The sequence below is a fragment of the Paenochrobactrum glaciei genome (assembly GCF_039522165.1).
Classification (GTDB): domain Bacteria; phylum Pseudomonadota; class Alphaproteobacteria; order Rhizobiales; family Rhizobiaceae; genus Paenochrobactrum; species Paenochrobactrum glaciei.
On record NZ_BAAADE010000003.1, the window covers coordinates 367092 to 387740 of the forward strand.

A 20649-nucleotide genomic window follows, 5' to 3' on the forward strand; every position below is an offset into this window, starting at 1 on the left:
TCAAGGAATATAATCATGAATATAACACGTCGCGATTTAATGCTTGGTGCAGCCGCTTTTGGGCTGATGAATATCGCTGCTCAGTTGCCGGCTTTTGCGCAAGACCCTGATGCTAAGCCTGAAAAAACTGATCTGATGCTGGGCGTTGGCGGTAAGCCTTTGTTTTATTATTTGCCGCTGACGATTGCCGAGCGTTTGGGCTTCTTTGAAGAGCAAGAACTTAACGTCACAGTCAACGATTTCGGTGGTGGTGCAAAATCCTTGCAGGCGTTGATCGGCGGTTCGGTTGATGTGGTTACCGGTGCTTATGAGCATACATTGCGCATGCAGCATCGTGGTCAGGATATTAAAGCCATTTGTGAACTTGGCCGTTTTCCGGGCATTTGCATCGGGGTGCGCAGTGATCTGGCTGACGAGATCAAAACCATTGCTGATCTGAAAGGCCGCAATATTGGTGTGACTGCACCGGGCTCCTCCACTTCGCTTTTCTTGCAATATGCAATGATCAAAAATGGTCTGGCTGCGGATGATGCCTCGATTATTGGTGTTGGCGGTGGTGCAAGTGCTGTTGCCGCGATCAAAAAAGGTGACATTGCAGCATTGGTTCACCTTGATCCGGTAATCACCAAGCTGGAGGTTGACGGCGACATTAAAATTCTGCTCGACACCCGTACAGAAGAAGGCACCCGTGCTTTGTTTGACGGCACCAATCCGGCAGCTATTGTCTATATGCAGCAGAGCTTTATCACGGCCAATCCGGTGACCACGCAGCGCGTCGTCAATGCTTTTGTTAAAGCACTTAACTGGATTCACAATGCAACACCTGATGAGGTGGCGGATGCTGTGCCGGAAGAATATTTGTTTGGTGACCGCGAACTTTACAAGACAGGCTTTGTAAAATCCCGTGCCATGTATTCTGAACAAGGTTTAATTGCAGAAGATGGTTTCAAGAGCATGTATGACATGCTGAAAAAGCTTGATCCTGATCTGGCTGATAGTGATCTGAAATTCTCACAGACGTTTGATCCACGTTTTGTTGAATATGCTAATATCTAATTCAGTTAAACACTAAAAAATAAAAAGCCCGGCTTGTGTAAGCAAACCGGGCTTTTTTTATCGCTGCACTGCTCCGGTCTGAAGTTTGACCGGAGCAGTGATGTTTTTAAAATTTCATCGTCAAACCGGCGCGGAAAGTACGGCCCGGTGCTGGCATATAGCTCTGTGCCAGCGGATCGAGATAATAGCGGTTGGCGATATTTTGTACCGATGCGTTGATCACAGCATCTTCACGCAGCTTGTAAGTTACAAATGCGTCAAACAATGTAACCGGCTTATAAAGAATTTGTGGTGTTGTTGCACCGGTCTGCCAAGGCTTGTCGATTTTCTCAACTGGTCCTGATGTGTAGGTCATGCGACCGCCGACTGTCAGAGTTTCGTCGAAGAAACGGCTGCCCAGTGTCAGATTGACCGAATATTTAGGCGGGTTCTGGGTGTTGGTGAATGAACCCATATAGCTGCCCGGTGTACAATCAGGTGTGTTTTCGGTTTTCTGATACTGATCGGCAGTTTCACGCAGACGGGCAGCAAAATTAGCGTCACAGGTTTCAGTTTTGAAGTAATAGGTCGCGGAAAGATCGGCAAAAATCCGGCCGCTATCATAGCTTGACTGAAACTCAAGACCATTGGCCTTATAGCTGTCTGCATTGCTGAATGTCATGCCGCCATTGGATTCAGGATCATAATAGCGTGCAATGTAGTTTTTGATATTATTGTCGAAATAAGCCAGTTTAAACGATGCTGTATCACCAGTGATAAAGAGATTATCCTGTGTGGTGCTGGCACCGATTTCGATGGCGCGGGAACGCTCAGGACGCAAGCCCTTGCTTGGATCAACCTGCAATGTGCCCAATGTTGTTTCAAACAAGGACGGTAGGCGGTAGCCTTGCGTATAGCTCGCATAGACCAGTGTCTGCGGCATGATTTCATAATTGAAACCAAAGGCAGGTGTAAAGCTGCTGCTCTTGTCGGAGAGCTTTTCTCCGCGTGTAAAGCCGGTCACAACATTACTGTATCCCGCTGAACCCACATTCATATAAGTGGGTGTGCCATATTCATCAAATGGGGTGCCGTCAAACGGGTTATTGGTGTTTGATGCGGCAATGCCATTGTTCAGACGGGGATCTGTAGCATCGGTAAACTGACCATTTTCGTCTGCACGCCAGAACATGCTGTCCCATGTGCCCGGGCCACGAGAAAGTGTGATATACTTTCCATAAAGGTTTTCACGAATTGCAATACTTGGTGTATTGCGGTCATGGGAGCTGAAACGGCCATAGCGACCACCAGCCCAAAACTGCAAATTTTCTTGCGGCTCATATTCAACCTTACCGGTAAGGTTGATTTCTGAGCGGCGACCATCACGCAAGTGACGGTTCATGTTGATGTCATGTTCAGTGATCAGGACATTTTTCTGAGGACGGATATCTTCATACTGGAATGAGCCGCCGAAATCGAAAGCAAAGCCGCCAACAGATGTTTTAACTTCTGATCGGTTGGAAACGTCACCGCCGACACGCACGTCATCCATACGCACCCATGTGCGATCAGGGCTATTATAAACCTGTTGGGATTTTGGCCCATTAGTAGCGTTGATCTGGTCGGTTCTGGCATTGGTTGCCCAGAAATTAGCTTTGAAATCCAGCAGATCATTATCGTTAGGATTATAGTGATAGCGCGCAGTACCGGAGTTGATCACAACACTGCCGGTCGGGTATTGATAATGGCCTGCGGTGCCAAAACGATAAATATCCGAAGGCATGACCTCGCCGAAACGTCCGTCATAATAACGGTAGGTTAATTCTAAAGCCTGTTCGTCAGTTGGTTTAATGGTTGCCTTCAACAGAACGGAATCTGTCTCTGCTGAAGAGTTTAAAACTTCTTCGCCAGCCATGTAGGATTTGGCGACGGTGTTTTGTTCATAGCCATATTTATCAAATTGGCGGTATTGCTCGCGGCCATGTTTACCTGCAAAATAATTGCCTTGCTTGCGCTTGGCATAGGCGGCAACAACATCAAAATATTCGCTGCTATAGGCTGCGGCAATGCTGCCGGATTTTGCGGCAGAATTAAAGATATTCGGGCGATCATTACGCACATTAGCTTCCAGATCAGAGCCGCTATTCATATAATCTGGGCGATGCGCTTGTTTGACGCCATTATCCCAGATTTCGCCTTTAAGACGGACACCGAAATTTTTACCGTCTTTGAGAATATCCTGAACGCCGATCGTGGTCATATTGACCGCGCCACCAATGGCACCAGCTCCAGCCGCGGTTAAATCAGGGCCTTTATTAATAATGACATCGCTGATGAGATCAGGGTCAATGTAACTGCGCTGCTGTGTGCCGCCATAGCCACGATAAACATTAAGCGATTGCATTGAGCCGTCAACAGTCACAGCCACACGGCTTTGGCCCTGAATACCGCGAATATTAACGTCAAGACCGCCACCATTGCGGCTGTCGCCTACCTGCACACCTGCCACACCTTTCAGCATGTCAGATGGTGAAAGATTGCCGTAGCGTTCCATCTGCTCGGCTGATAAATGCACGGTGGAGCGTGGTGCGGTATAAACGGCTGCGGCGCCGGAAGGCTTGCTGACCGTAATGGTGTTCAACAGTACAGAGCCATCAGCCGTATTGATGCCGCTTGCATTGTTGCTGGCGTCTTCTGCTGCATAGAGGCTGATCGTTTTGCTATCGACAAAACGATATTGAAGATTGCTCTTTCCCAGAACTCGCTTCAGTGCCGCTTCGGGGGATTGACGTCCGATAACAGGCGTGGATTGTCCGGAGATTGCGCTCCCGTTCTGGCGCACAACCTGAATGCCCGTTGTTGCGGTAAAATCAGCCAATGCGGTAAGCAATGGTTTAGCCGGAATGTTGAAATTATAGCTAGTCTGATTTTGTGTCGTTTGAGGTGCTTGCGCAAGTGCTGCCACGGGGCACGCTGAGACAAGCGCAATAAGCGAAACACCGCTGGCGGTGAACGCAGTTCTGATCGTTTTCATTCTTGACGTTTCCTGTTCAAATTCAAGGACGTCTGGTCCCATACTCAAACAACGATCAGCCCGATGAAAACCCGTAAAAATAATCTTAACGATAGATAATTGTCATTAAACCCGGCACGCGTACGACAGTGAGTTTGAGTGTCGAACGTAAAGCATCAAAAACTGCATCAGGATTTTTAGTCTGGAAAACGCCGGAAACAGGCAGGTTTTCCAATGATTTATCATGCAAAATAATGCGACCGCTGGAATATTTGCTTAATTCTTCAAGCACAGTTTTCAGCGGTGTCTGGTTCATCATGATGAGGCCGCGTTTCCACGCAAGGCTAATTTCCGTGTCATTGCCGTCAATATATGCAATCTGGTTTTGTGAAACGGACGCGCTTTGGCCAGCCTGCAAATTGATGCTGTCAACAAAGTCGCTGGCATGAACGGCAACAAGTCCGCGCTCAACGGTTACTTTGGTCACGTCCGGTTCCAGCTCCACTGCAAATGCAGTGCCTAAGACCTGTACTTGTGCTCTGCCGCCCGTGACCATGAAGGGGCGGTTTTCATTGCGGGTGACATCAAACCATGCACGTCCGCGGATTAATTCTATGTTGCGCTCGTCAGCGTTGAATTTTGCATTGATCGCGCTGTCGCCATCCAAATAAACACGGGAGCCGTCACTAAGGGTAAATTCGCTGTGGCTGCCGGGTGCCGCAGCATAATCAGCAAAGCCGCGCTGGAGCAGGCCTGCATCACGCCATAAAGCGCCGGCAGTGGTGAGCATAACAAGGCTTGCGGCAAGGCTTGCCCATTTGAATGCAGGCATAAATGTAAAGGATGACTGTTTCTTCCGACGATGCCAACCACTGCGTGCTGCTTCACGGGCAGGAGCATGAAGATCTTGCCACAAGCGTTCTGTCTGCTGATAGGCTTGAGAATTCAGTGGGCAGTCATCCAGCCATTGCTGAAAAGATTGTTGCAAAACGACGCTTGCCGGCTGATTGCTCATCCGCACAAACCACTGTGCAGCTTCCTCTATAGCTGCATTGTTTCGTTTTTCAGAGCTGTTATTGTTCAGCATAAGACAGAGCGTTTTCCTCAAATACGCGAGATGTTTTTCATGCAGCAAGTTACAGAAACTATCATTTCTGCCCCCTCATTTGCTGCCATTTATGGCAAGATGCAATGGCTGCCGCCATTTCTTTTTCGACGGTGCTCAGCGAGATATCCAAATGTTGTGCTATCTGCTGATAGGTCATTCCGTCAACTCTGGCCAGCAGAAAAATCTGTGCCCGCCGTTTTGGTAAGGCATTGATAGCATTCAAAAGTGCTGAAAGATCGCAACGTGCGGAGACAATGCGCTCTGGCTGGATGAAATCCGTTGCATCGCTCTGATGAGCATCCTGAAGCGACAGGCTGGTGCGGATTTTGCGTGATCGAATATGATCAAGCGCCAATGTGGTAACTGTTCGCACAATCAGGCCGCTGTCACTGTCGGTTAACGGGCGTTTGGATAGTTTGACATATGTATCGTGCAGAATATCGTCAGCATCATCTGCATTGCCCAAGATGCTGGCTGCAAGCCGTTTCAGGCGCAATCGTTCCCTGACATAAATCCGTTCAAAAACAGCACTCATGGAGGGAATCGATATCCTGTGACTTATACGGCGAGGCCGTCATTCATATAACTGGAGTTATTTACTCATATTAAATTTCAATGGCAAGCAAAAGCTAGAAAAATATAAGTGGTTGTGCATAAACTTTGTTTTTTAGAGAATTAAGATGATGAATAATTATATCTTGATAAATTTTATCATATTATTTAAATGGTGCAATGTAAGACACGTTTTTCAGCCTGTCAGGCTTGTTCGTATCGAGGCAAATTGTGCGCTTATTTTATCGCGGATCAGATAAAATGCACTTAATCAGCAATAGTTTTGCGAGGTTTTTATAAAATGAGCTGGGACATTCAAATGTTGTTCCGCCGTCATGCTCGCGATATTGCCCGATCTTTAAAACGTAATGGTCTTACCGAAGAAGCTGCTGCTGATATTACTCAGGATACATTTGTCAGAGTATTGGCAAAGCCACCGGCTGCAACGACAGGGACACATAATCCTAAGGCCTATCTCTATAAAATTTCGCGCAATCTTCGTATTAATCAACAAAAGCGCGAGCGGCTGATCGAAACAGTCGATATTGAAAGCGATGCCGCACAAAATCTGGCTGATCCTGCTCCTTCACCTGAATCTATTGTTTATTCAAGGCAATGTTTGGCGCAAACGCATCAAGCGCTTGCCGAGTTGCCGGAACGGACAAGACGTGCCTTTGAAATGCATCGTCTGGGCGAGCGCACGCTTAATGAAGTGGCGCAAGAACTGAATATTTCCACCACCGGAGCGTGGACGCTGATACGTGATGCCTATAAACACCTGCTCGCTCGGGTGGACGAGTTTTGATAAGAATGATTGTGAAAATTTCAGCCGCTGGATTGTATTATAATCAGATAGATATTTATTCTTGTTACAGGTAATCAGGAAAATGGAAGTGAGCACGGGTAAATCAGATCAGGATATTCTGCTTGATGAGGCGATTGATCTGGTCATCCGTTTGCAGAATGATCCTGATAATTCTGTGGCCGTAGAGATGATCCATACCTGGCGCACGCGCAGTGAAATCCATGAAAAAATATGGCTGCGTGTTGAAAAAATTCATGGTGTTTCAGGAAAAATTTTAAACTTTCAGCGACGGGTCGAGCGTCGCGAAGGTTTGACGCGCCGACATTTTTTATTGGGTGCCTTTATGGCAGCGGGCGGCGGAGCCGCGCTTTATTCATTTGTGCCGGAATTATTGCTTAACCAGCGGGCGGATTATCGCACGGCGAAAGGCGAAATCCGTAAAATTGAATTGGAAGACCGAAGTTTAATAACGCTCGGGCCAGATAGTGCCATTACGATCGATTATGACAATAAGCAACGCGCTATTCAGCTTTTTGCGGGCATGGCTTATTTTGAAGTTGCCAAGGAAAGAAATAGGCCGTTCACGGTGTATTCGGCCTCCGCACAAGTGACAGCGCTAGGTACAGCTTTCGAAGTGTCGAATGATGCCGGTTTTATGACTGTGGGTGTCGATCACGGCATAGTGGAGATGCAAAGCAGCATCAGTAATGTCAATATAAGGGAAATATTGCATCAAGGCCAGTGGCTGGTATTTGATCCTTCACAGTTATCAATAGAGCGCAGTGATCGTGAGAGTGGTCAAGTCGCCAGCTGGCGTGATCATTTTCTTGTTGCTGAAAAAGAAACATTGGCTTCTTTGGTGGCACGCATTGGCCGCTGGCATCAGGGGCGCATTGTGGTTGTTGATCCTTATATTGGTGAAAAGCGCATTAGCGGCATTTTCGACCTGCATAATCCGCTCGGTGCTCTGGAAGCAGTGGTCAAGCCGGCAGGTGGAAAAGTCTATCAGCTGACGTCTGCTTTGACGATTGTTTCGCCAATTTGAAAAAACTTGAGTTTTTGAGTGAAAATATCTGTTCCCCGATTGTAATAGTATCAGGAGCTGCATTTACCCTATGCAGGCACAGCTGCTCCTCAGATATGTTTTAGATTGATGGAGCAGTTTAGCCATGCGGCTTAAGGCAGTAAAAAATAGGGTTCTGGCGGATACTTTCAGCAAGGCATTAGTGGCATCATTGATGATGTCGACGGCCATGAGTTTTTATTCTATTGGTGTTCGTCCAGCCGTGGCACAGGAAAATGTGCAAAAGAATTTTGCCATTCCCGCAGGGCCGCTTAATCAGGCTTTGACGAGTTTTGGCCGTCAGGCAGGCCTTCAGGTTAGCTATTTGGCTTCTGTTGCATCGGGAAAAACAAGCCCCGGAGTTTTGGGCAGGCTATCCAATCAGGCGGCACTTGCACGTCTTTTACAAGGCTCAGGGCTTGAATATTCCTTTATCAATGCCACGACCGTATCTATTAGTCATGCAAGCAATGTGAGCGGTGCTGTTCAAAGCGCTGACGGTTCGATTTTGCTGGATACGATTACTGTCACTAATAATTTGAACGCAGCAATGGATGCGACTTATTCCAGTGCTGGCTCCTCCACCTATTTGTCGCAACAAAAAATCGAACAATTCCGCGGTATGTCGACGGGTGACTTTCTTAAAGGTCAGGCGGGTGTGATGACAGGTGACAACCGCAATAGTGGCGCGGTTGATATCAATATTCGCGGCATGCAGGGTTTTGGCCGTGTGCCGGTCGTTGTTGACGGTGCGCAGCAGCAAAATACGGTTTATCGTGGTTATTCCGGTGTTGCCTCGCGCAACTATATCGACCCTGACATGATCGGCGGGGTGGAAATTGTTAAAGGTCCATCTTCGGGTGTCTATGGTGTCGGTGCAACAGGTGGTGTCGCGGTCATGCGAACTCTTAATGCCGAGGATATTATCAAGGAAGGGCAAAACTACGGCTTCAGAGTGCGTGGCAGTATGATCGGTAATACGTCAACGCCACCAGCTGAAGGCACGCGCGGTGGCTTGGATCAATATTATAAATCCTATCTGACGGGTTGTAGCTGGGCATGTACACCGCAGACCGTTCCAGATGAAGTTCTGAATTACGATGTCTCTCAGTTGGGCTCGCCGAATGGAATGGACAGACCTGGTTTTTTAAAGCCGACGTCAGGGTCTGGTAGTGTTGCTTTTGCCAGCCGCTGGGAAAATCTGGAGGTTGTCGCTGGTTATACCAGACGTAAAACGGGTAATTATCACGCCGGTAAACATGGTGATACGCCTGGCAAAATTATCTCGACAACGAGAAAAGATAGTTGGTCGGGTGGTCCGGGCAAACCGGATATCTATAATGAGTGGACAGATGTGACGGTTGGTGGCCTCAATCGCTATCGTGGTGGCGAAGAAGTCCTCAATACGTCGCAGGACAACACCTCTTATATGCTTAAAAGCAAATTTATGCTTGATGATGGCCATTCACTTAATCTTGGCTACATGAAATATAAAAGCGATTTTGGCGAATTGATGCCTTCGATGATTATTCGCTTTGATGGGGCAGAACAGGCGCCATTGAGCCATGTGAGTGTGGATACTTATACAGCCCGCTATAATTGGAAGCCGGATGATAATGAGCTGATCAACTTGACGGCAAACCTCTGGCACACCAAGACCGACACGCATATTATGACGCCTTATAAATTTGGTGCTGTTGAGATGCCGACCGGTTATTGGGATATTGCAAAGCGCACCGGTTTTGATCTTTCAAATGAAAGTAAATTCGACACCGGTTTTGGTGACTTAACATTGAGTTATGGTGGTTCCTATACTTATGAGACACTCGCACCGCCAAGTGATGTTGATAAGGCTCTGGATGCGGGCCTTACTATTGAAGCAGCACGAGATGGCTGGCGCAAAGAGGGTAGTGGTTATATTAGCGGCGAGTGGAAACCGTTGGATTGGCTTAAACTGGATGCAGGTTTACGCTACACTAAGACCCATTCTTATGATCGCAAGCCAATTCAGGATCCGAAACCGGATGAAAATTATGATACGGCTCCTTGGCAAAATAAAGAGGAGCGTAGTTCGGGTTTCACTCCGATTGTAGCGGTCACTGTCGAGCCTTTGAGTGGTCTGCAGTTTTATGTGCGTTATGCCGAAGCAATTCGTGCGCCTAGCTTATTTGAATCTACAACAGGTTTTTCAGTAAGCGCATTACCGTCTATCGCCATTAAACCTGAACACGCAAAAAATTGGGAATTTGGTACCAATCTCAGCATGGATAATGTCTTTGATACCGGTGATGAATTGCGTCTTAAAGCGGTTTATTTCAATAATACTATTGATGATTATTTGACCCGTGGAATCCGTGCAGATCAACGTGGCGGAACGTCTATGCGTAATCTTAAACTAGCAAAATTCAAAGGTTTTGAATTGTCTGGTCGTTACGATATGGGAGCGTTTTATACGGAGGCGTCAGGTATTTACTACACGGATACACAGTTTTGTATGAGTGAAGCGTTTAAAGGGCAGAATTGCTTCTCTGATGGTAATCCCGCTGGTTATTCGCAGTTACATGTCCAGCCAAAGATAAGCGGTTCCATCACATTGGGAGCACGTATGTTTGAAGAAAGTTTGGATGTCGGTACCCGTATTAGCTACACAGGCAAACGGCCAACAGAGCTGCTCAATATATCTAATGGCAGTCAGACAACTACTATTGCATGGAAACCCTATACATTGGTTGACTTATTCGCCAGCTACAAGATCAATGAAGATACGACACTGGATTTCAACGTCGATAACGTCACCGATGTTTATTATATGGATGCGCTGACATTGGGGCTGATGCCTTCGCCGGGGCGTACTTTCCGCGCCAGCTTGACAGCTAAATTCTGATGATCTGCTGTCTATGTGGCGTGAATATTTCACGCCACATAAAATTTTATTGTAACAGGCAGATGAAATAATCCGTTGATAGTGCTGAACAGCATAATGCTTGTTGCTTGATGATTGATAGTCAGGCTACAACTCCGTGAAAATGAAAAGTGCCTTGATGGCTCGTGATTTGCGGAGATTTTAAAGTGTTTTATCAACCAAAAAACGGACACCAGCTGCCGCATAATCCGCTTAAAGCTATCGTTACACCACGGCCTATCGGCTGGATTGGTACACGCTCCAAAGAGGGTGCTCTCAATCTTGCGCCATATTCATTTTTTAACGTCATTTGTGACAACCCGCCATTGGTGATGTTTTGCTCTTCCGGCTACAAAGACAGTGTTGCTTTTGTGGAGGAAACAGGTGAGTTCACCGCCAATATGGTTGGTGCGCATCTGGCAAAAGAAATGAATGCAACATCGGTAAATTCACCACGCGGTGTCAGTGAATTTGATTATGCCGGCTTGACCCCTGCGGCTTGTGAAATGATCAAGGCGCCACGCGTGGCTGAAGCCTATGCTGCGCTGGAATGTGTGGCAGTGGAAGTCAAACGCTTAACCGGCAAAGACGGCGCTTTGGCGGAATCCTATATGGTAATCGGCGAGATTGTCGGCGTTCATATTGATGAAGCCATTTTAGTTGATGGCCGGATTGATATAACCAAGTCACAGCCGGTTTCGCGCCTTGGTTATATGGACTTTGCAACGACTGATAAGGTCTATGAAATGTTCCGCCCGAAATGGGAAGAATAATTAAGCCTCACCGTATCCGTTATTTTTCCTGATGCAGGGCGTCATACATCCGCACCAGATCAACGAGTGAATTGGCTTCCATTTTCTGCATCAGTTTTGCGCGGCGAACTTTAACGGTGATTTCACTGATATTGAGTTCGCCCGCGATTTGTTTGTTTAAAAGACCGGCGACCACCAGTTTGAAAACATCACTTTCACCTTGCGAGAGCGATTTTTCCTTGGCGCTGAGTTGAGATTGCGCCTCTTCGCTGGCGAGTTGGCTGATTTCCAGCTCAATGCCGCGCTGCACCACCTCGATCAGTTCATGATCTTTAAAAGGCTTGGTTAAAAATTCGAGTGCACCGTCTTTAATCGCTTTAACGCCCATGCTGATGTCGCCATGACCGGTGATAAAAATAACCGGAATATTGATGCCGTTTTCACGCATATAGCGATAAAAATCGGTGCCGCTTTGCCCTGGCATCCGCACATCCAGTATGAGGCATGAGGGACGCGTTTTTTCGCGATTATATTCCAAAAATTCTGATGCTGACGCAAAGGTAACGGCTTCCAGCCCGATGGATGCCAGTAGATCGTCAATGGCTATTCTGATAGAGGCATCATCATCAATAACATAAACAATGGGTTTGGTGTCATGTTGGCTCATGATCTTATCCTTTGACTGCTGGTAGGGTAAATTTCATTTCAGTGCCTAGGCCAAGAGTGGATTTAACGCTGATTTGTCCGCCATTGGCTTCAATGATGGAGCGGCAAATGGTGAGGCCAAGGCCAAAGCCACCTGCTTTTGTCGTGTAAAATGCATCAAACAGTTGTTCTTGTGCATCGTGTGACAGGCCGGTGCCATTATCTTTTATGGTTACTGATAGGAAGCGTTGATTTTCTTGTGCGGCAATTATTTCCAGCAATTTGTGTTCAGGATTGTGCTGTGCAATGGCATCCAGCGCATTGAGCACAAGATTACCCAAAACTTGCTGGATTTGGATTTTATCCGCATAGGCCAAGCCCAGATTTTGCGGCAGCGATAATTCGGTTTCGATCTTGAGATTGTCAATTTCCCGTTGTGAAAGGCTGACGATTTCTGCAATCGATTGGTTTAAATCAAAAATGGTTTTTTTGGTTTCTTCACCGCGTGCCAGTGAGCGCATGCGTTGCAGCACTTCGCTGGCACGATGGGCTTCTCCGGCGATACGTTCCACTGCCGCTTGGGCTTTTTCAACATTGGGCGGATCAAAAGATAGCCACCGATTGCAGGCATTGGCGCTGGTGGCAATGGCAGCAAGTGGCTGATTGATCTCATGAGCAATGGATGCAGTTAGCTGGCCAAGAGTTGTCACGCGTGCAAGACGCAGCAAATGCTCGCGGGTTTTATGGGCTGCGGCTTGTGCCGAGACCACCAGCAGACCTAAATATGTAGTGATGATAATGGCGATAATGCTGATGATTGTATTGATCAGGCCCACTTCAAAATCGCCCGAGCGGGTGAGATAAAAGCTAACAATCGTCAAAATAACGCAGGCCCATGCAAACCAGATCACAGTGCGGCGTGATAATAACCGTACCGCAATCAGGATGATGCAAATATGAAAGCTGGCGGCTGCAATGGCATAATCGGTGACGGTATCAAAGACAAAAATGCCAAGCATAACCGCAATTAAAATCAGCGCGGTCAATGACGACTGGCTGACGCGTAAGCGGCTTTGAAAAAAGTCTTTCATTGAGCAGGCCTGACATTAATTTGCATAAGTGATGGCGATATTAGTCTGAACTATTCATCCATTTCGGATCGGTAATATACCAACGAACGGAGGTAATCATAGGCTCAAGGCTTAATCTACCGATAATATGTTCTAATTTACGTTCGTTTTTCTTCAGGGAGTGGATGGCAGAGCTAACCTCGACGCGGTTGGAATCTTCAATATTTTTGCTTTCCAGCCGGTGAATGTGTAATTCGTCGCCAAGATCACGTAACAGTAATGCGCGCACATGGGCTTCATAATCACCATGGCACACAATGCTGATGCCGTAATTATAGCCATCTTCCGCGGCGATGCGGTCTTGTGGCTCCAGCAGGTTGACAATCGGGCGTAGCAGAGCATTGACAGCAATGATGAAAAAACTGGCAATCATGGCATGAAAGAAGAAACCGGCGCCGCACATGACACCTACGGCGGCTGAACACCATAGTGTCGCGGCGGTGTTGAGGCCGCGCACATTCATGCCTTCCTTGAAGATAATACCCGCACCTAAAAAACCGATGCCGGAGACCACTTGGGCAGCTACACGGGTGGGGCTTGCATCATTGGGCACAAGGGAAGCAAATAGCACAAAGCTTGCAGCGCCAACGGCGACCAAAGTGTTGGTGCGCAAACCCGCCATACGCTGGCGCCATTGGCGCTCAATGCCAATGATGCCGCCAAGCAGAAACGCGCCTGCAAGGCACAATGCTGCATGAAGCAGATTATCTGCCGGTGCCAGATAGGTCATGATATGCCTGCCTTGCTTGGAGCGGCGTTGAGCATTCATGCTTTTGCCGCTCTGTTATAAGCGAATGGAAAATAAACTGTCTTTGGCTTAAAGGCTGAAAGCGTTGGTTTCAGCAGCAATAACAAAACCAAGCATGATGAGCATGGCGATATAAGCGCAGAAGCTAATGATATAATCGCGCAAATTTGGGTTATTGCCCTGCACTGGTGGCTGTGGGCGGTTAACCGATAAAGTGCGATTGTTGTGGTGGGAAACAGCGAAATGATTGTTCATGATAGTCTCCTCAGCCGGCAGGCTGCGGGAGACAGGCAGACCGGCTTAAGTTTGTTTTTGTAAGGCTTGTTGACTGCAACTCGAAGGGTCGTCAGGCATCGTTTGTCCTTTGATTGGTGGTCTGCATGTGAAGGAGATTGTCTTTCACACAGTTCGGCACGCAGCATCATGATGTAGCTGCGTTTGATAATGCGGCATTAGCAAGAACCAATAGATAAAGCCAGCATTGTCATGAATATGTGCTTATATATATCGTATATGGAAGATATACTTTGGTATATCCACGCCTTTTCATAAGTAATTTTTGATAAATTTTAGAAAATATACGAAGGTATATCAATTGTGAACTTAATACAGTTTTTAATTTATCGCATAAGATGCCAATAAGCCAGCAGAAAATTTGATGGTTGTTTTAAATAAAAATTAAAGTGAATGAAGGTTCATTTTTATTTTGTTTTAATGAACCATCTACCTCTACTTGAAAAAGGTAGGTTTATTATGGCCTTTACTGATCCTGCGAGCAGGGTAAACAAAACACATTATGCTGGTACATCATCGCAAACACTGCAACCGGCCTGGTCGATAAAATTGCGCGACGGCAAAGGGCAGGCTGGCCTGAAATCATCGAAGGGCTGGTCACGTTATGAGCGCTTGTCGCTGGTGACAGTGCTTTTGCTTAGTGGTGTCATGTTCGCGGTGACTGCCGGTTTGCATTGGTGGAATTACGATCTGGAAACAAAAAGTTCTTCCACATCCGGCAGTCATTCCAGTTTCTATAAAGATACGGACAGCTCTGAAGCTACCGGCGAAGAAACCGATCAGAACGCCGAATAAATAATCATTCAACGGGCAGGTTTGTCACGGATGTTGCAAGGTCAGCATCCGAACAGTGGCTGCTTGTCTTTTCTCATCAATTCCAAGGAACAAACCGATGAAAAAACAGACTGCGAATAGTGCCGTTCTTTTCGAAGGTGTTAAGTCTATTCATAATGGCCGCTGGCTGCGCGTCAGCAGTGACAAAAAAGACGTGCTTGATTTCATTTTGAAGAAAACAGGCGCGGATTTTCGCCATGCTGCGGATAAAACCGCAACGGCACAAAATAAATTCAGTTTCTTGCCGGTCACTTTCATTGATACATCGGCCAGTGACGGCACATCGGTTGCCGCATTTAATGCGGTGCGCGTGACATTTGCAATTAGCGATGATGTGGTTGTGTCACTGGAGCCGCAGCAAGTGCCTGCTGCAATGGAACTTGCCTTGCAGCGTATGAACAGCGACGGGCGTGATAGCGAAGACCCGTTTGAAATTGTGGTCGATATTTTTCAGGCTATTGCTGATCGCACCGACTACATTATCGGCCAGCTTAACGACATGACCGAACAGGTGATGATCGAAACAAATGCTATTTTGAAAAGTCTGGAAGTTAAAAGCCGCGATTTTGGTGTGACAGACATTGCCTCTACCCAGCTTGATCTGGGCGATATGGAGGAGCTGCTTTCGCATTGTATGGAAAGCCAGATGGCGCTTGTCGGTGCTGTGCGCCATATGCGGGCACGCATCTCAGCAGAGCGCAGTGATATTCGTGTGCTTTATGATACGCTTATTCAGGACATTGAAGCGATCGAAGAGCATGTGGAATTCGTTCATGATCGGGTGCGTTTTTTGCAACAGATTAACAATATGGCGCTCAACGTGAAGCAAAACCAGATTGTTAAAGTGTTCTCTGTGGTCACGGCTGTGTTTCTGCCATCGATGATGGTGACGACTTATTACAGCATGAACTTTGAATATATGCCGATCCTGGAATGGCAATATGGCGAGCCATTGGTGATGATCCTGACTTTCCTGTTTGCGTTGATGCCACTGTTTTATATCAAACATCGTGGCTGGCTGCGCTGATTTTCGCGCATATCTGACAACAATTTCCCGAAATTTAAAAAATTATAGAGGCTTCAAATGGCTTACACACACACTCAGGGTAAACATTCCGGTGCAGCTGACAATCGCGGTCTGACATGGAGTTCCAAACTGACCATGAATGGCATTATTGCCGAAGGCGTCAATGAGCGCGAACAGGCAATCCGCCAGATTAATGCAGCACGGCCGCGCACCGCGCGTATCGAGCGCGAAATCATCTGGGCTGTCGTGGTTCTTTATAGCGCCATTATCGCAACCTTTGCCGGCCTTCATCTCTATGGTCACTTTGCGCTCAGCTAAGCTTGGCAAGGCGAGAATGAAAGAAACAGGTGAGGCGCATAAATGCGCAATTGCATCAAAAGCGTGAGCAATTGATATGAATTATTTTGTAAATCCGACCGTCAGCCAGACTGATACGAAAAAGCCGCAAAAAGGCTGGATCCGCTTGAAATCCCATAACAGAAAAGCACTCTCAGAAGTTCAGAAACTTTATGGTGTTGATCTTGAACAGGAAGTAACCCATGCCGTTGAGGAAAATGGCTTCGTGTTGTTGCCGGTGGAAATGCCGGTTCTGATTGGTGAACATTTTCGCTCGGTGCGTTTTTTAATGGCGCTGAGCTCTGATGTGCTGATCACGCTGGAACCGGAAAGCGGCATTGCTCCGATTGATGATGTGGAAGCACGGGTTAAATTATCGTCAGAAGAAATCAGCAGCAAAGACATGGTGTTGATGCTGATTGAAACGCTGATTGATACGACCCATGAAACGGTTAACCACATCTCTCTCGCACTTGATAGTCTGGCTCAGGAAGCACTGGCAACCAGCGGTGGTTTTGATCTTAAAGGCCGTCAGGTGGGCGTTGCCGATATTGCTGATACAGCGATTGGCTTGGGCGAAGCGGAAGAACTGCTTGCTCATACGGTAGAAGGTCAGCTGATGTTAGCGCGTGCAGTGCGCTGGGTGCGCCGCACCATGAAAGCGGATTATACCGACACTTCGATTATCCTGTCAGATATTCAAGGTAGCCGCCGTCATGCGCAATTTCAGCATTCCAAAGTGCGAAATGTGCAGCAATCATTGATGACAACGCTTGATCTGAAGCAAAACCAGATCATCAAAATCTTTACCATCGTGACGGCTGTTTTCACGCCGCCAACACTGATCGCCGCTTATTATGGCCAGAACTTCGCTTATATGCCGGAGCTTGGTTTTGCATGGGGTGAGTGGAGTGTGATGGCTGCAACCGCGTTCTTTGCGCTGGTGCCGATGCTCTATATCAAAAAGAAGGGTTGGCTGAGATGACGGCTAAACTGATCACCAACGGGGCCTGGACACGCATTTTTGTGTCCAATGCCAATGATTTGGAGCAGGCGGAGCGCTTGACCGGTGTTGATCTGCGCCCGCATACCAATCAGCCTTTATTTATGCCTGCCATATTGAAAGTGGCTTATTGGCACTCTGGTAAAATTGAACTGGCTGATCTGATCATTGCCAATGACGGCAAAAATCTGATTACAGTGGAGGCTGGTGATGGCCTGCCATTTTTGAATGATCTGGGTGATCGTCTGCGCCGCCAAAACCTGAATAAGCAGGAGCAGACGGCGGTTTTTTATGTGGCCATTCAGGCCGCTTATGATGCCGCAACGCAAATTCTGGATGAGGTAGAGACGCATTTTGACGACATTCGCTTGTCGGTGCGCAATATGCAGTTAAGCCTTGATCAGGTGAACTCACATGGTGTGAGTGATCTGCCAGAGCTTGATGACAAGCTGACAACCATCGCACAGGCGCTGTCACATGTGGCGCATTCATTCGGTCAGCTGGTGCAATGCGCCCGAATTTTGCGCCGTGAAGCCAAATATAGCAGTGAAATCAGCCGTCAGAATATGGATGATCTGATTGCTGATGGTGAATCTTCCTTACGCCGCGTGCAGTTTGTCGTTGATCGTCAGCGTTTCCATGCACGCCAAACCGCGCAGGTCGTTGCAACCAGCGATTTGAATGTGATCAAGATCTTTACGATTTTGTGGACGGTTTTCTTGCCCGGCACTGCGCTGGTCAACTGGTATGGTCAAAACTTTCAGACCATGCCGGAACTCAGCTGGTATTGGTCAACATGGATCCAGATTTTTGGTGTTCTGATCCTGACCGTTATCCCGATCATGGCAACCAAAATGAGCGGGCAATTGCGCTAAAGTGATTATAAACAAAACGGGCAGGTGTTTTTGTCAAACATCCGCCCGTTTTATATGTTGCTTTACGGAATATGATGCAGCCATTCTTTGGTAGAGAATTTTTCTTCCACCAGCTGTTCAGCCGCTGCAAATTCTTCTGGTGTGATTGTGCCTTTGACCCCGCCATTTAATGAAATAAATGTTTCAATCATCCGGTCAATCACTTCGCGGCGTGGCAGACCGGTTTGGCTGCGCACCGGATCAACACGTTTAACAGCGCTGGTGGTGCCTTTATCGGAAAGCTTTTCACGGCCGATGCGCAAAACCTGCACCATTTTATCGGCATCCATATCATAAGCCATGGTGACATGGTGCAAGACCGTGCCGCGTGCATAGCGCTTTTGTGCGGCGCCGCCGATTTTACCTTTTGAACTCGAAATATCATTGAGCGGCTTATAAAAAGCATCGACACCCAATGAATTGAGCGATTTCAATACCCAATCATCAAGGAATGCATAAGAATCTGCAAAGCTCATATCGCGCACCAGATCACCGGGCGCATAAAGCGAATAGGTGATGGTGTTGCCTGGTTCCACAAACATGGCGCCGCCACCGGTCACACGGCGCACAGTTTCCACGCCCATGGCTTCGGCTGCTTCCAAATCCACTTCATTGCGTAGTGATTGAAATGCACCAATGATGATGGAAGGGCGCTCCCATTCCCAGAAGCGCAAGAGAGGGGCGCGTCGCCCTGCTGCCACTTCACGCGCCAGCACTTCATCAAGCGCCAAATGCATGGCTGGTGACAAAGGCGGAATGTCAATAATCTGCCATTCATAATCGCGCCATGTCTTGGCAACACCAAGGGCGCGGCGCACAGCAATAGCTGCCGCTTCAGGGCTGAAGCCGATCATCATTGCGTCAGCACGCAAACCATTGCGCACAGCATTGGCGATATCCTCAACACTTGATGTCGCTGGTAAGCCGTTTAAAGCGTCACGAATATCATCCAGCGCCTCAGCAGGTTCGAGAAAAAAGTCACCTGCAACCTGTACTTCATGCAATTTATTGTCTTGCACTTCCAGATCAATAACAACCAGTTTGCCACCGTGGACTTTATATTCGCCGTGCATTGTTTTGGAACCTTACCAGAGAGGGATAATAAGTGAGCCGATTGCTTAATTCTTAGCTTATTATTGCCTGCGAATATATCATAAATATTTGAAAAAAGACTATTCTTGTCCATCCATCCTGCTCTATCCTCTGCATTGATTGAGAGGGAAATGACGTGATGACAGACTTCGATAAGGTGATTAACCGCCGCAATAGCAATTCGGTGAAATGGGCAAGCGCTTATAAAAACTTGGCACGTGAGGAAGCCGCAGCAGAACCACTGCCAATGTGGGTTGCGGATATGGATTTTCGCTCACCTGAAGCTGTGACGCAAGCCCTGCAAAAAGCGGTGCGTGATGAAATTTTTGGCTATCCGCTGCGGAGCGATAGCTATGATGAGGCAATTTGCGGTTGGCAGAAACGCCGTTTTGGCTGGGATGTTAAGCCTGAATGGCTGGTGCAGACACCGGGTGTTGTCACAGCACTTAACAAGCTGATCCAGACATTCAGCAATGAAGGTGATGCTGTTTTGGTGCAGCCGCCGGTTTACGGGCATTTTTTCAGCACTGTGCGCGGTAATGGCAGGCAGATGATTGAAGCGCCTTTATGTGAACAGGAGCGCTCATACAGTTTTGATCCGGATCGTTTCGAGGCTGCAATTACCCCAAATACGAAGATTTTCATTCTGTGCAATCCGCATAATCCGACCGGTAATGTCTGGTCAGAAAGTGATTTGCGCCGCATGGGCGAAATTTGTTTGGCGCATAATATTCTGGTGATCTCGGATGAGGTGCATCAGGATTTGATCCTGAATAAACAAGTAAAGCATATTCCCTTTGCATCTCTGGCTGAGGAATTTGCGCAAATTTCGGTGACATGCACGGCACCAAGTAAAACTTTCAATATGGCCGGAATGCAATGCTCCAATCTCTTCATTGCAAACCCTAAGATCAGGGAAGAATTCAAGCAGGCGCTAGAGCGTGACGGGCTCAATTTCGTCAATACGCTTGGCTCAATTGCATGTGAGGCAGCTTACAGGCATGGCGAAGAATGGCTCGACGATTTGCTTGGCTATATCCGTGGCAACCAGCAGCATTTTTCTTCCGCTGTCGAAGAGCATTTTCCGCAATTGAAGGTGTTCAAAAGTGATGCGCTCTATCTGGCATGGATGGATTGCCGCGGCCTTGGTCTCGACATTGATGCGCTGGACAAGTTTTTGCTGACCAAGGCGCGGGTATGGTTTGATCGCGGCCCTAAATTCGGCAGCCAAGGGCATGGTTTTATGCGGGTTAATCTTGGTTGCCCGCGCGCGACGGTTGATGAGGCTTTGGCCAGAATGAAAAGCGCTTTAATATAGATGAAATAAAAAATGACCGGCATTGATGCCGGTCATTTGCCGTTGTGGATAAGATGAAAGCAACGCACATGGTTGCAT

Annotated in this window: 19 protein-coding genes; 11 read left to right on the plus strand and 8 right to left on the minus strand. The window is 47.4% G+C overall.

All coding sequences use genetic code 11. The features are described from left to right. Positions 1–15 precede the first annotated feature (15 nt). Positions 16–1056 carry an ABC transporter substrate-binding protein gene (locus tag ABDZ76_RS11250; RefSeq protein WP_343805456.1) on the plus strand — a complete coding sequence of 347 codons (1041 nt, stop codon included), beginning with the start codon at positions 16–18 and terminating at the stop codon, positions 1054–1056. Positions 1057–1162: 106 nt separating this feature from the next. On the opposite strand, the gene ABDZ76_RS11255 is transcribed toward ABDZ76_RS11250, so the two are convergent. The 3 genes from ABDZ76_RS11255 to ABDZ76_RS11265 all read right to left on the minus strand — a co-directional run bounded on the left by ABDZ76_RS11255 (position 1163) and on the right by ABDZ76_RS11265 (position 5691). Then, complete coding sequence (locus ABDZ76_RS11255; RefSeq protein WP_343805458.1) at positions 1163–4069, minus strand: TonB-dependent receptor; 2907 nt, start codon at positions 4067–4069, stop codon at positions 1163–1165. A gap of 85 nt (positions 4070–4154) precedes the next feature. Beyond that, positions 4155–5135, minus strand: a complete 981-nt coding sequence (locus ABDZ76_RS11260; RefSeq protein WP_343805460.1) for a FecR family protein — start codon at positions 5133–5135, stop codon at positions 4155–4157. Between the two features lie 61 nt (positions 5136–5196). Beyond that, positions 5197–5691 carry an RNA polymerase sigma factor gene (locus tag ABDZ76_RS11265; protein ID WP_343805462.1) on the minus strand — a complete coding sequence of 165 codons (495 nt, stop codon included), beginning with the start codon at positions 5689–5691 and terminating at the stop codon, positions 5197–5199. Positions 5692–6009: 318 nt separating this feature from the next. On the opposite strand from ABDZ76_RS11265, the gene ABDZ76_RS11270 reads away from it, so the two are divergent. The 4 genes from ABDZ76_RS11270 to ABDZ76_RS11285 all read left to right on the plus strand — a co-directional run bounded on the left by ABDZ76_RS11270 (position 6010) and on the right by ABDZ76_RS11285 (position 11251). Beyond that, the gene (locus ABDZ76_RS11270; protein WP_343805464.1) at positions 6010–6513 is read left to right on the plus strand and encodes a sigma-70 family RNA polymerase sigma factor; all 504 of its coding nucleotides are present in this window, start codon (positions 6010–6012) and stop codon (positions 6511–6513) included. A gap of 82 nt (positions 6514–6595) precedes the next feature. Continuing rightward, positions 6596–7558 (plus strand): FecR family protein, encoded by a 963-nt coding sequence (locus ABDZ76_RS11275; RefSeq protein WP_374844568.1) that lies wholly within the window; start codon positions 6596–6598, stop codon positions 7556–7558. A gap of 208 nt (positions 7559–7766) precedes the next feature. Next, a complete protein-coding gene (locus ABDZ76_RS11280) occupies positions 7767–10460 on the plus strand; it encodes a TonB-dependent receptor (RefSeq protein WP_343805468.1) in 2694 nt (897 codons plus the stop codon). 185 nt (positions 10461–10645) lie between these two features. After that, on the plus strand, positions 10646–11251 hold the full coding sequence (locus tag ABDZ76_RS11285) for a flavin reductase family protein (protein ID WP_343805470.1): 606 nt from the start codon (positions 10646–10648) through the stop codon (positions 11249–11251). Positions 11252–11270: 19 nt separating this feature from the next. Here the strand turns inward: ABDZ76_RS11285 and ABDZ76_RS11290 are convergent, their stop codons facing one another. From ABDZ76_RS11290 to ABDZ76_RS11305, 4 genes are all read right to left on the minus strand, one after another. Next, complete coding sequence (locus ABDZ76_RS11290) at positions 11271–11900, minus strand: response regulator transcription factor (protein WP_343805584.1); 630 nt, start codon at positions 11898–11900, stop codon at positions 11271–11273. 1 nt (position 11901) lies between these two features. Next, positions 11902–12966 carry a sensor histidine kinase gene (locus ABDZ76_RS11295; RefSeq protein ID WP_343805472.1) on the minus strand — a complete coding sequence of 355 codons (1065 nt, stop codon included), beginning with the start codon at positions 12964–12966 and terminating at the stop codon, positions 11902–11904. Between the two features lie 40 nt (positions 12967–13006). Continuing rightward, a complete protein-coding gene (locus ABDZ76_RS11300) occupies positions 13007–13735 on the minus strand; it encodes an MgtC/SapB family protein (protein ID WP_343805586.1) in 729 nt (242 codons plus the stop codon). Positions 13736–13822: 87 nt separating this feature from the next. Next, positions 13823–14008 (minus strand): hypothetical protein, encoded by a 186-nt coding sequence (locus ABDZ76_RS11305; RefSeq protein ID WP_343805474.1) that lies wholly within the window; start codon positions 14006–14008, stop codon positions 13823–13825. Between the two features lie 498 nt (positions 14009–14506). Between ABDZ76_RS11305 and ABDZ76_RS11310 the strand changes: the two genes are divergently transcribed. From ABDZ76_RS11310 to ABDZ76_RS11330, 5 genes are all read left to right on the plus strand, one after another. Continuing rightward, positions 14507–14842, plus strand: a complete 336-nt coding sequence (locus ABDZ76_RS11310; RefSeq protein WP_343805476.1) for a hypothetical protein — start codon at positions 14507–14509, stop codon at positions 14840–14842. Between the two features lie 97 nt (positions 14843–14939). Then, entirely contained in the window at positions 14940–15908 is a 969-nt protein-coding gene (locus ABDZ76_RS11315; protein WP_343805478.1) for a magnesium transporter CorA family protein, read from the plus strand. Between the two features lie 57 nt (positions 15909–15965). After that, complete coding sequence (locus tag ABDZ76_RS11320; protein ID WP_343805480.1) at positions 15966–16226, plus strand: hypothetical protein; 261 nt, start codon at positions 15966–15968, stop codon at positions 16224–16226. Between the two features lie 76 nt (positions 16227–16302). Then, positions 16303–17229, plus strand: a complete 927-nt coding sequence (locus ABDZ76_RS11325; RefSeq protein ID WP_343805482.1) for a CorA family divalent cation transporter — start codon at positions 16303–16305, stop codon at positions 17227–17229. Further along, positions 17226–18122: a CorA family divalent cation transporter gene (locus tag ABDZ76_RS11330; protein WP_343805484.1), complete on the plus strand. Its 897-nt coding sequence runs from the start codon at positions 17226–17228 to the stop codon at positions 18120–18122. The genes ABDZ76_RS11325 and ABDZ76_RS11330 overlap by 4 nt, the downstream gene beginning before the upstream one ends. A 62-nt stretch (positions 18123–18184) precedes the next feature. Here the strand turns inward: ABDZ76_RS11330 and lplAB are convergent, their stop codons facing one another. Then, positions 18185–19234, minus strand: a complete 1050-nt coding sequence (gene lplAB, locus ABDZ76_RS11335) for a lipoate-protein ligase LplAB (RefSeq protein ID WP_343805486.1) — start codon at positions 19232–19234, stop codon at positions 18185–18187. A 158-nt stretch (positions 19235–19392) separates the two neighbouring features. Between lplAB and ABDZ76_RS11340 the strand changes: the two genes are divergently transcribed. Next, complete coding sequence (locus tag ABDZ76_RS11340) at positions 19393–20571, plus strand: MalY/PatB family protein (protein ID WP_343805488.1); 1179 nt, start codon at positions 19393–19395, stop codon at positions 20569–20571. Positions 20572–20649 lie beyond the last annotated feature (78 nt).

Bases quoted from the DNA above. Each gene is read 5' to 3' on its own strand.
- ABDZ76_RS11300 (WP_343805586.1), bottom strand. From the start codon at position 13,735: ATGACCTATCTGGCACCGGCAGATAATCTGCTTCATGCAGCATTGTGC.
- ABDZ76_RS11320 (WP_343805480.1), top strand. From the start codon at position 15,966: ATGGCTTACACACACACTCAGGGTAAACATTCCGGTGCAGCTGACAAT.
- ABDZ76_RS11340 (WP_343805488.1), top strand. From the start codon at position 19,393: ATGACAGACTTCGATAAGGTGATTAACCGCCGCAATAGCAATTCGGTG.
- ABDZ76_RS11265 (WP_343805462.1), bottom strand. From the start codon at position 5,691: ATGAGTGCTGTTTTTGAACGGATTTATGTCAGGGAACGATTGCGCCTG.
- ABDZ76_RS11270 (WP_343805464.1), top strand. From the start codon at position 6,010: ATGAGCTGGGACATTCAAATGTTGTTCCGCCGTCATGCTCGCGATATT.
- ABDZ76_RS11305 (WP_343805474.1), bottom strand. From the start codon at position 14,008: ATGAACAATCATTTCGCTGTTTCCCACCACAACAATCGCACTTTATCG.
- ABDZ76_RS11295 (WP_343805472.1), bottom strand. From the start codon at position 12,966: ATGAAAGACTTTTTTCAAAGCCGCTTACGCGTCAGCCAGTCGTCATTG.
- lplAB (WP_343805486.1), bottom strand. From the start codon at position 19,234: ATGCACGGCGAATATAAAGTCCACGGTGGCAAACTGGTTGTTATTGAT.
- ABDZ76_RS11330 (WP_343805484.1), top strand. From the start codon at position 17,226: ATGACGGCTAAACTGATCACCAACGGGGCCTGGACACGCATTTTTGTG.
- ABDZ76_RS11325 (WP_343805482.1), top strand. From the start codon at position 16,303: ATGAATTATTTTGTAAATCCGACCGTCAGCCAGACTGATACGAAAAAG.
- ABDZ76_RS11260 (WP_343805460.1), bottom strand. From the start codon at position 5,135: ATGCTGAACAATAACAGCTCTGAAAAACGAAACAATGCAGCTATAGAG.
- ABDZ76_RS11255 (WP_343805458.1), bottom strand. From the start codon at position 4,069: ATGAAAACGATCAGAACTGCGTTCACCGCCAGCGGTGTTTCGCTTATT.
- ABDZ76_RS11310 (WP_343805476.1), top strand. From the start codon at position 14,507: ATGGCCTTTACTGATCCTGCGAGCAGGGTAAACAAAACACATTATGCT.
- ABDZ76_RS11250 (WP_343805456.1), top strand. From the start codon at position 16: ATGAATATAACACGTCGCGATTTAATGCTTGGTGCAGCCGCTTTTGGG.
- ABDZ76_RS11315 (WP_343805478.1), top strand. From the start codon at position 14,940: ATGAAAAAACAGACTGCGAATAGTGCCGTTCTTTTCGAAGGTGTTAAG.
- ABDZ76_RS11280 (WP_343805468.1), top strand. From the start codon at position 7,767: ATGAGTTTTTATTCTATTGGTGTTCGTCCAGCCGTGGCACAGGAAAAT.
- ABDZ76_RS11275 (WP_374844568.1), top strand. From the start codon at position 6,596: ATGGAAGTGAGCACGGGTAAATCAGATCAGGATATTCTGCTTGATGAG.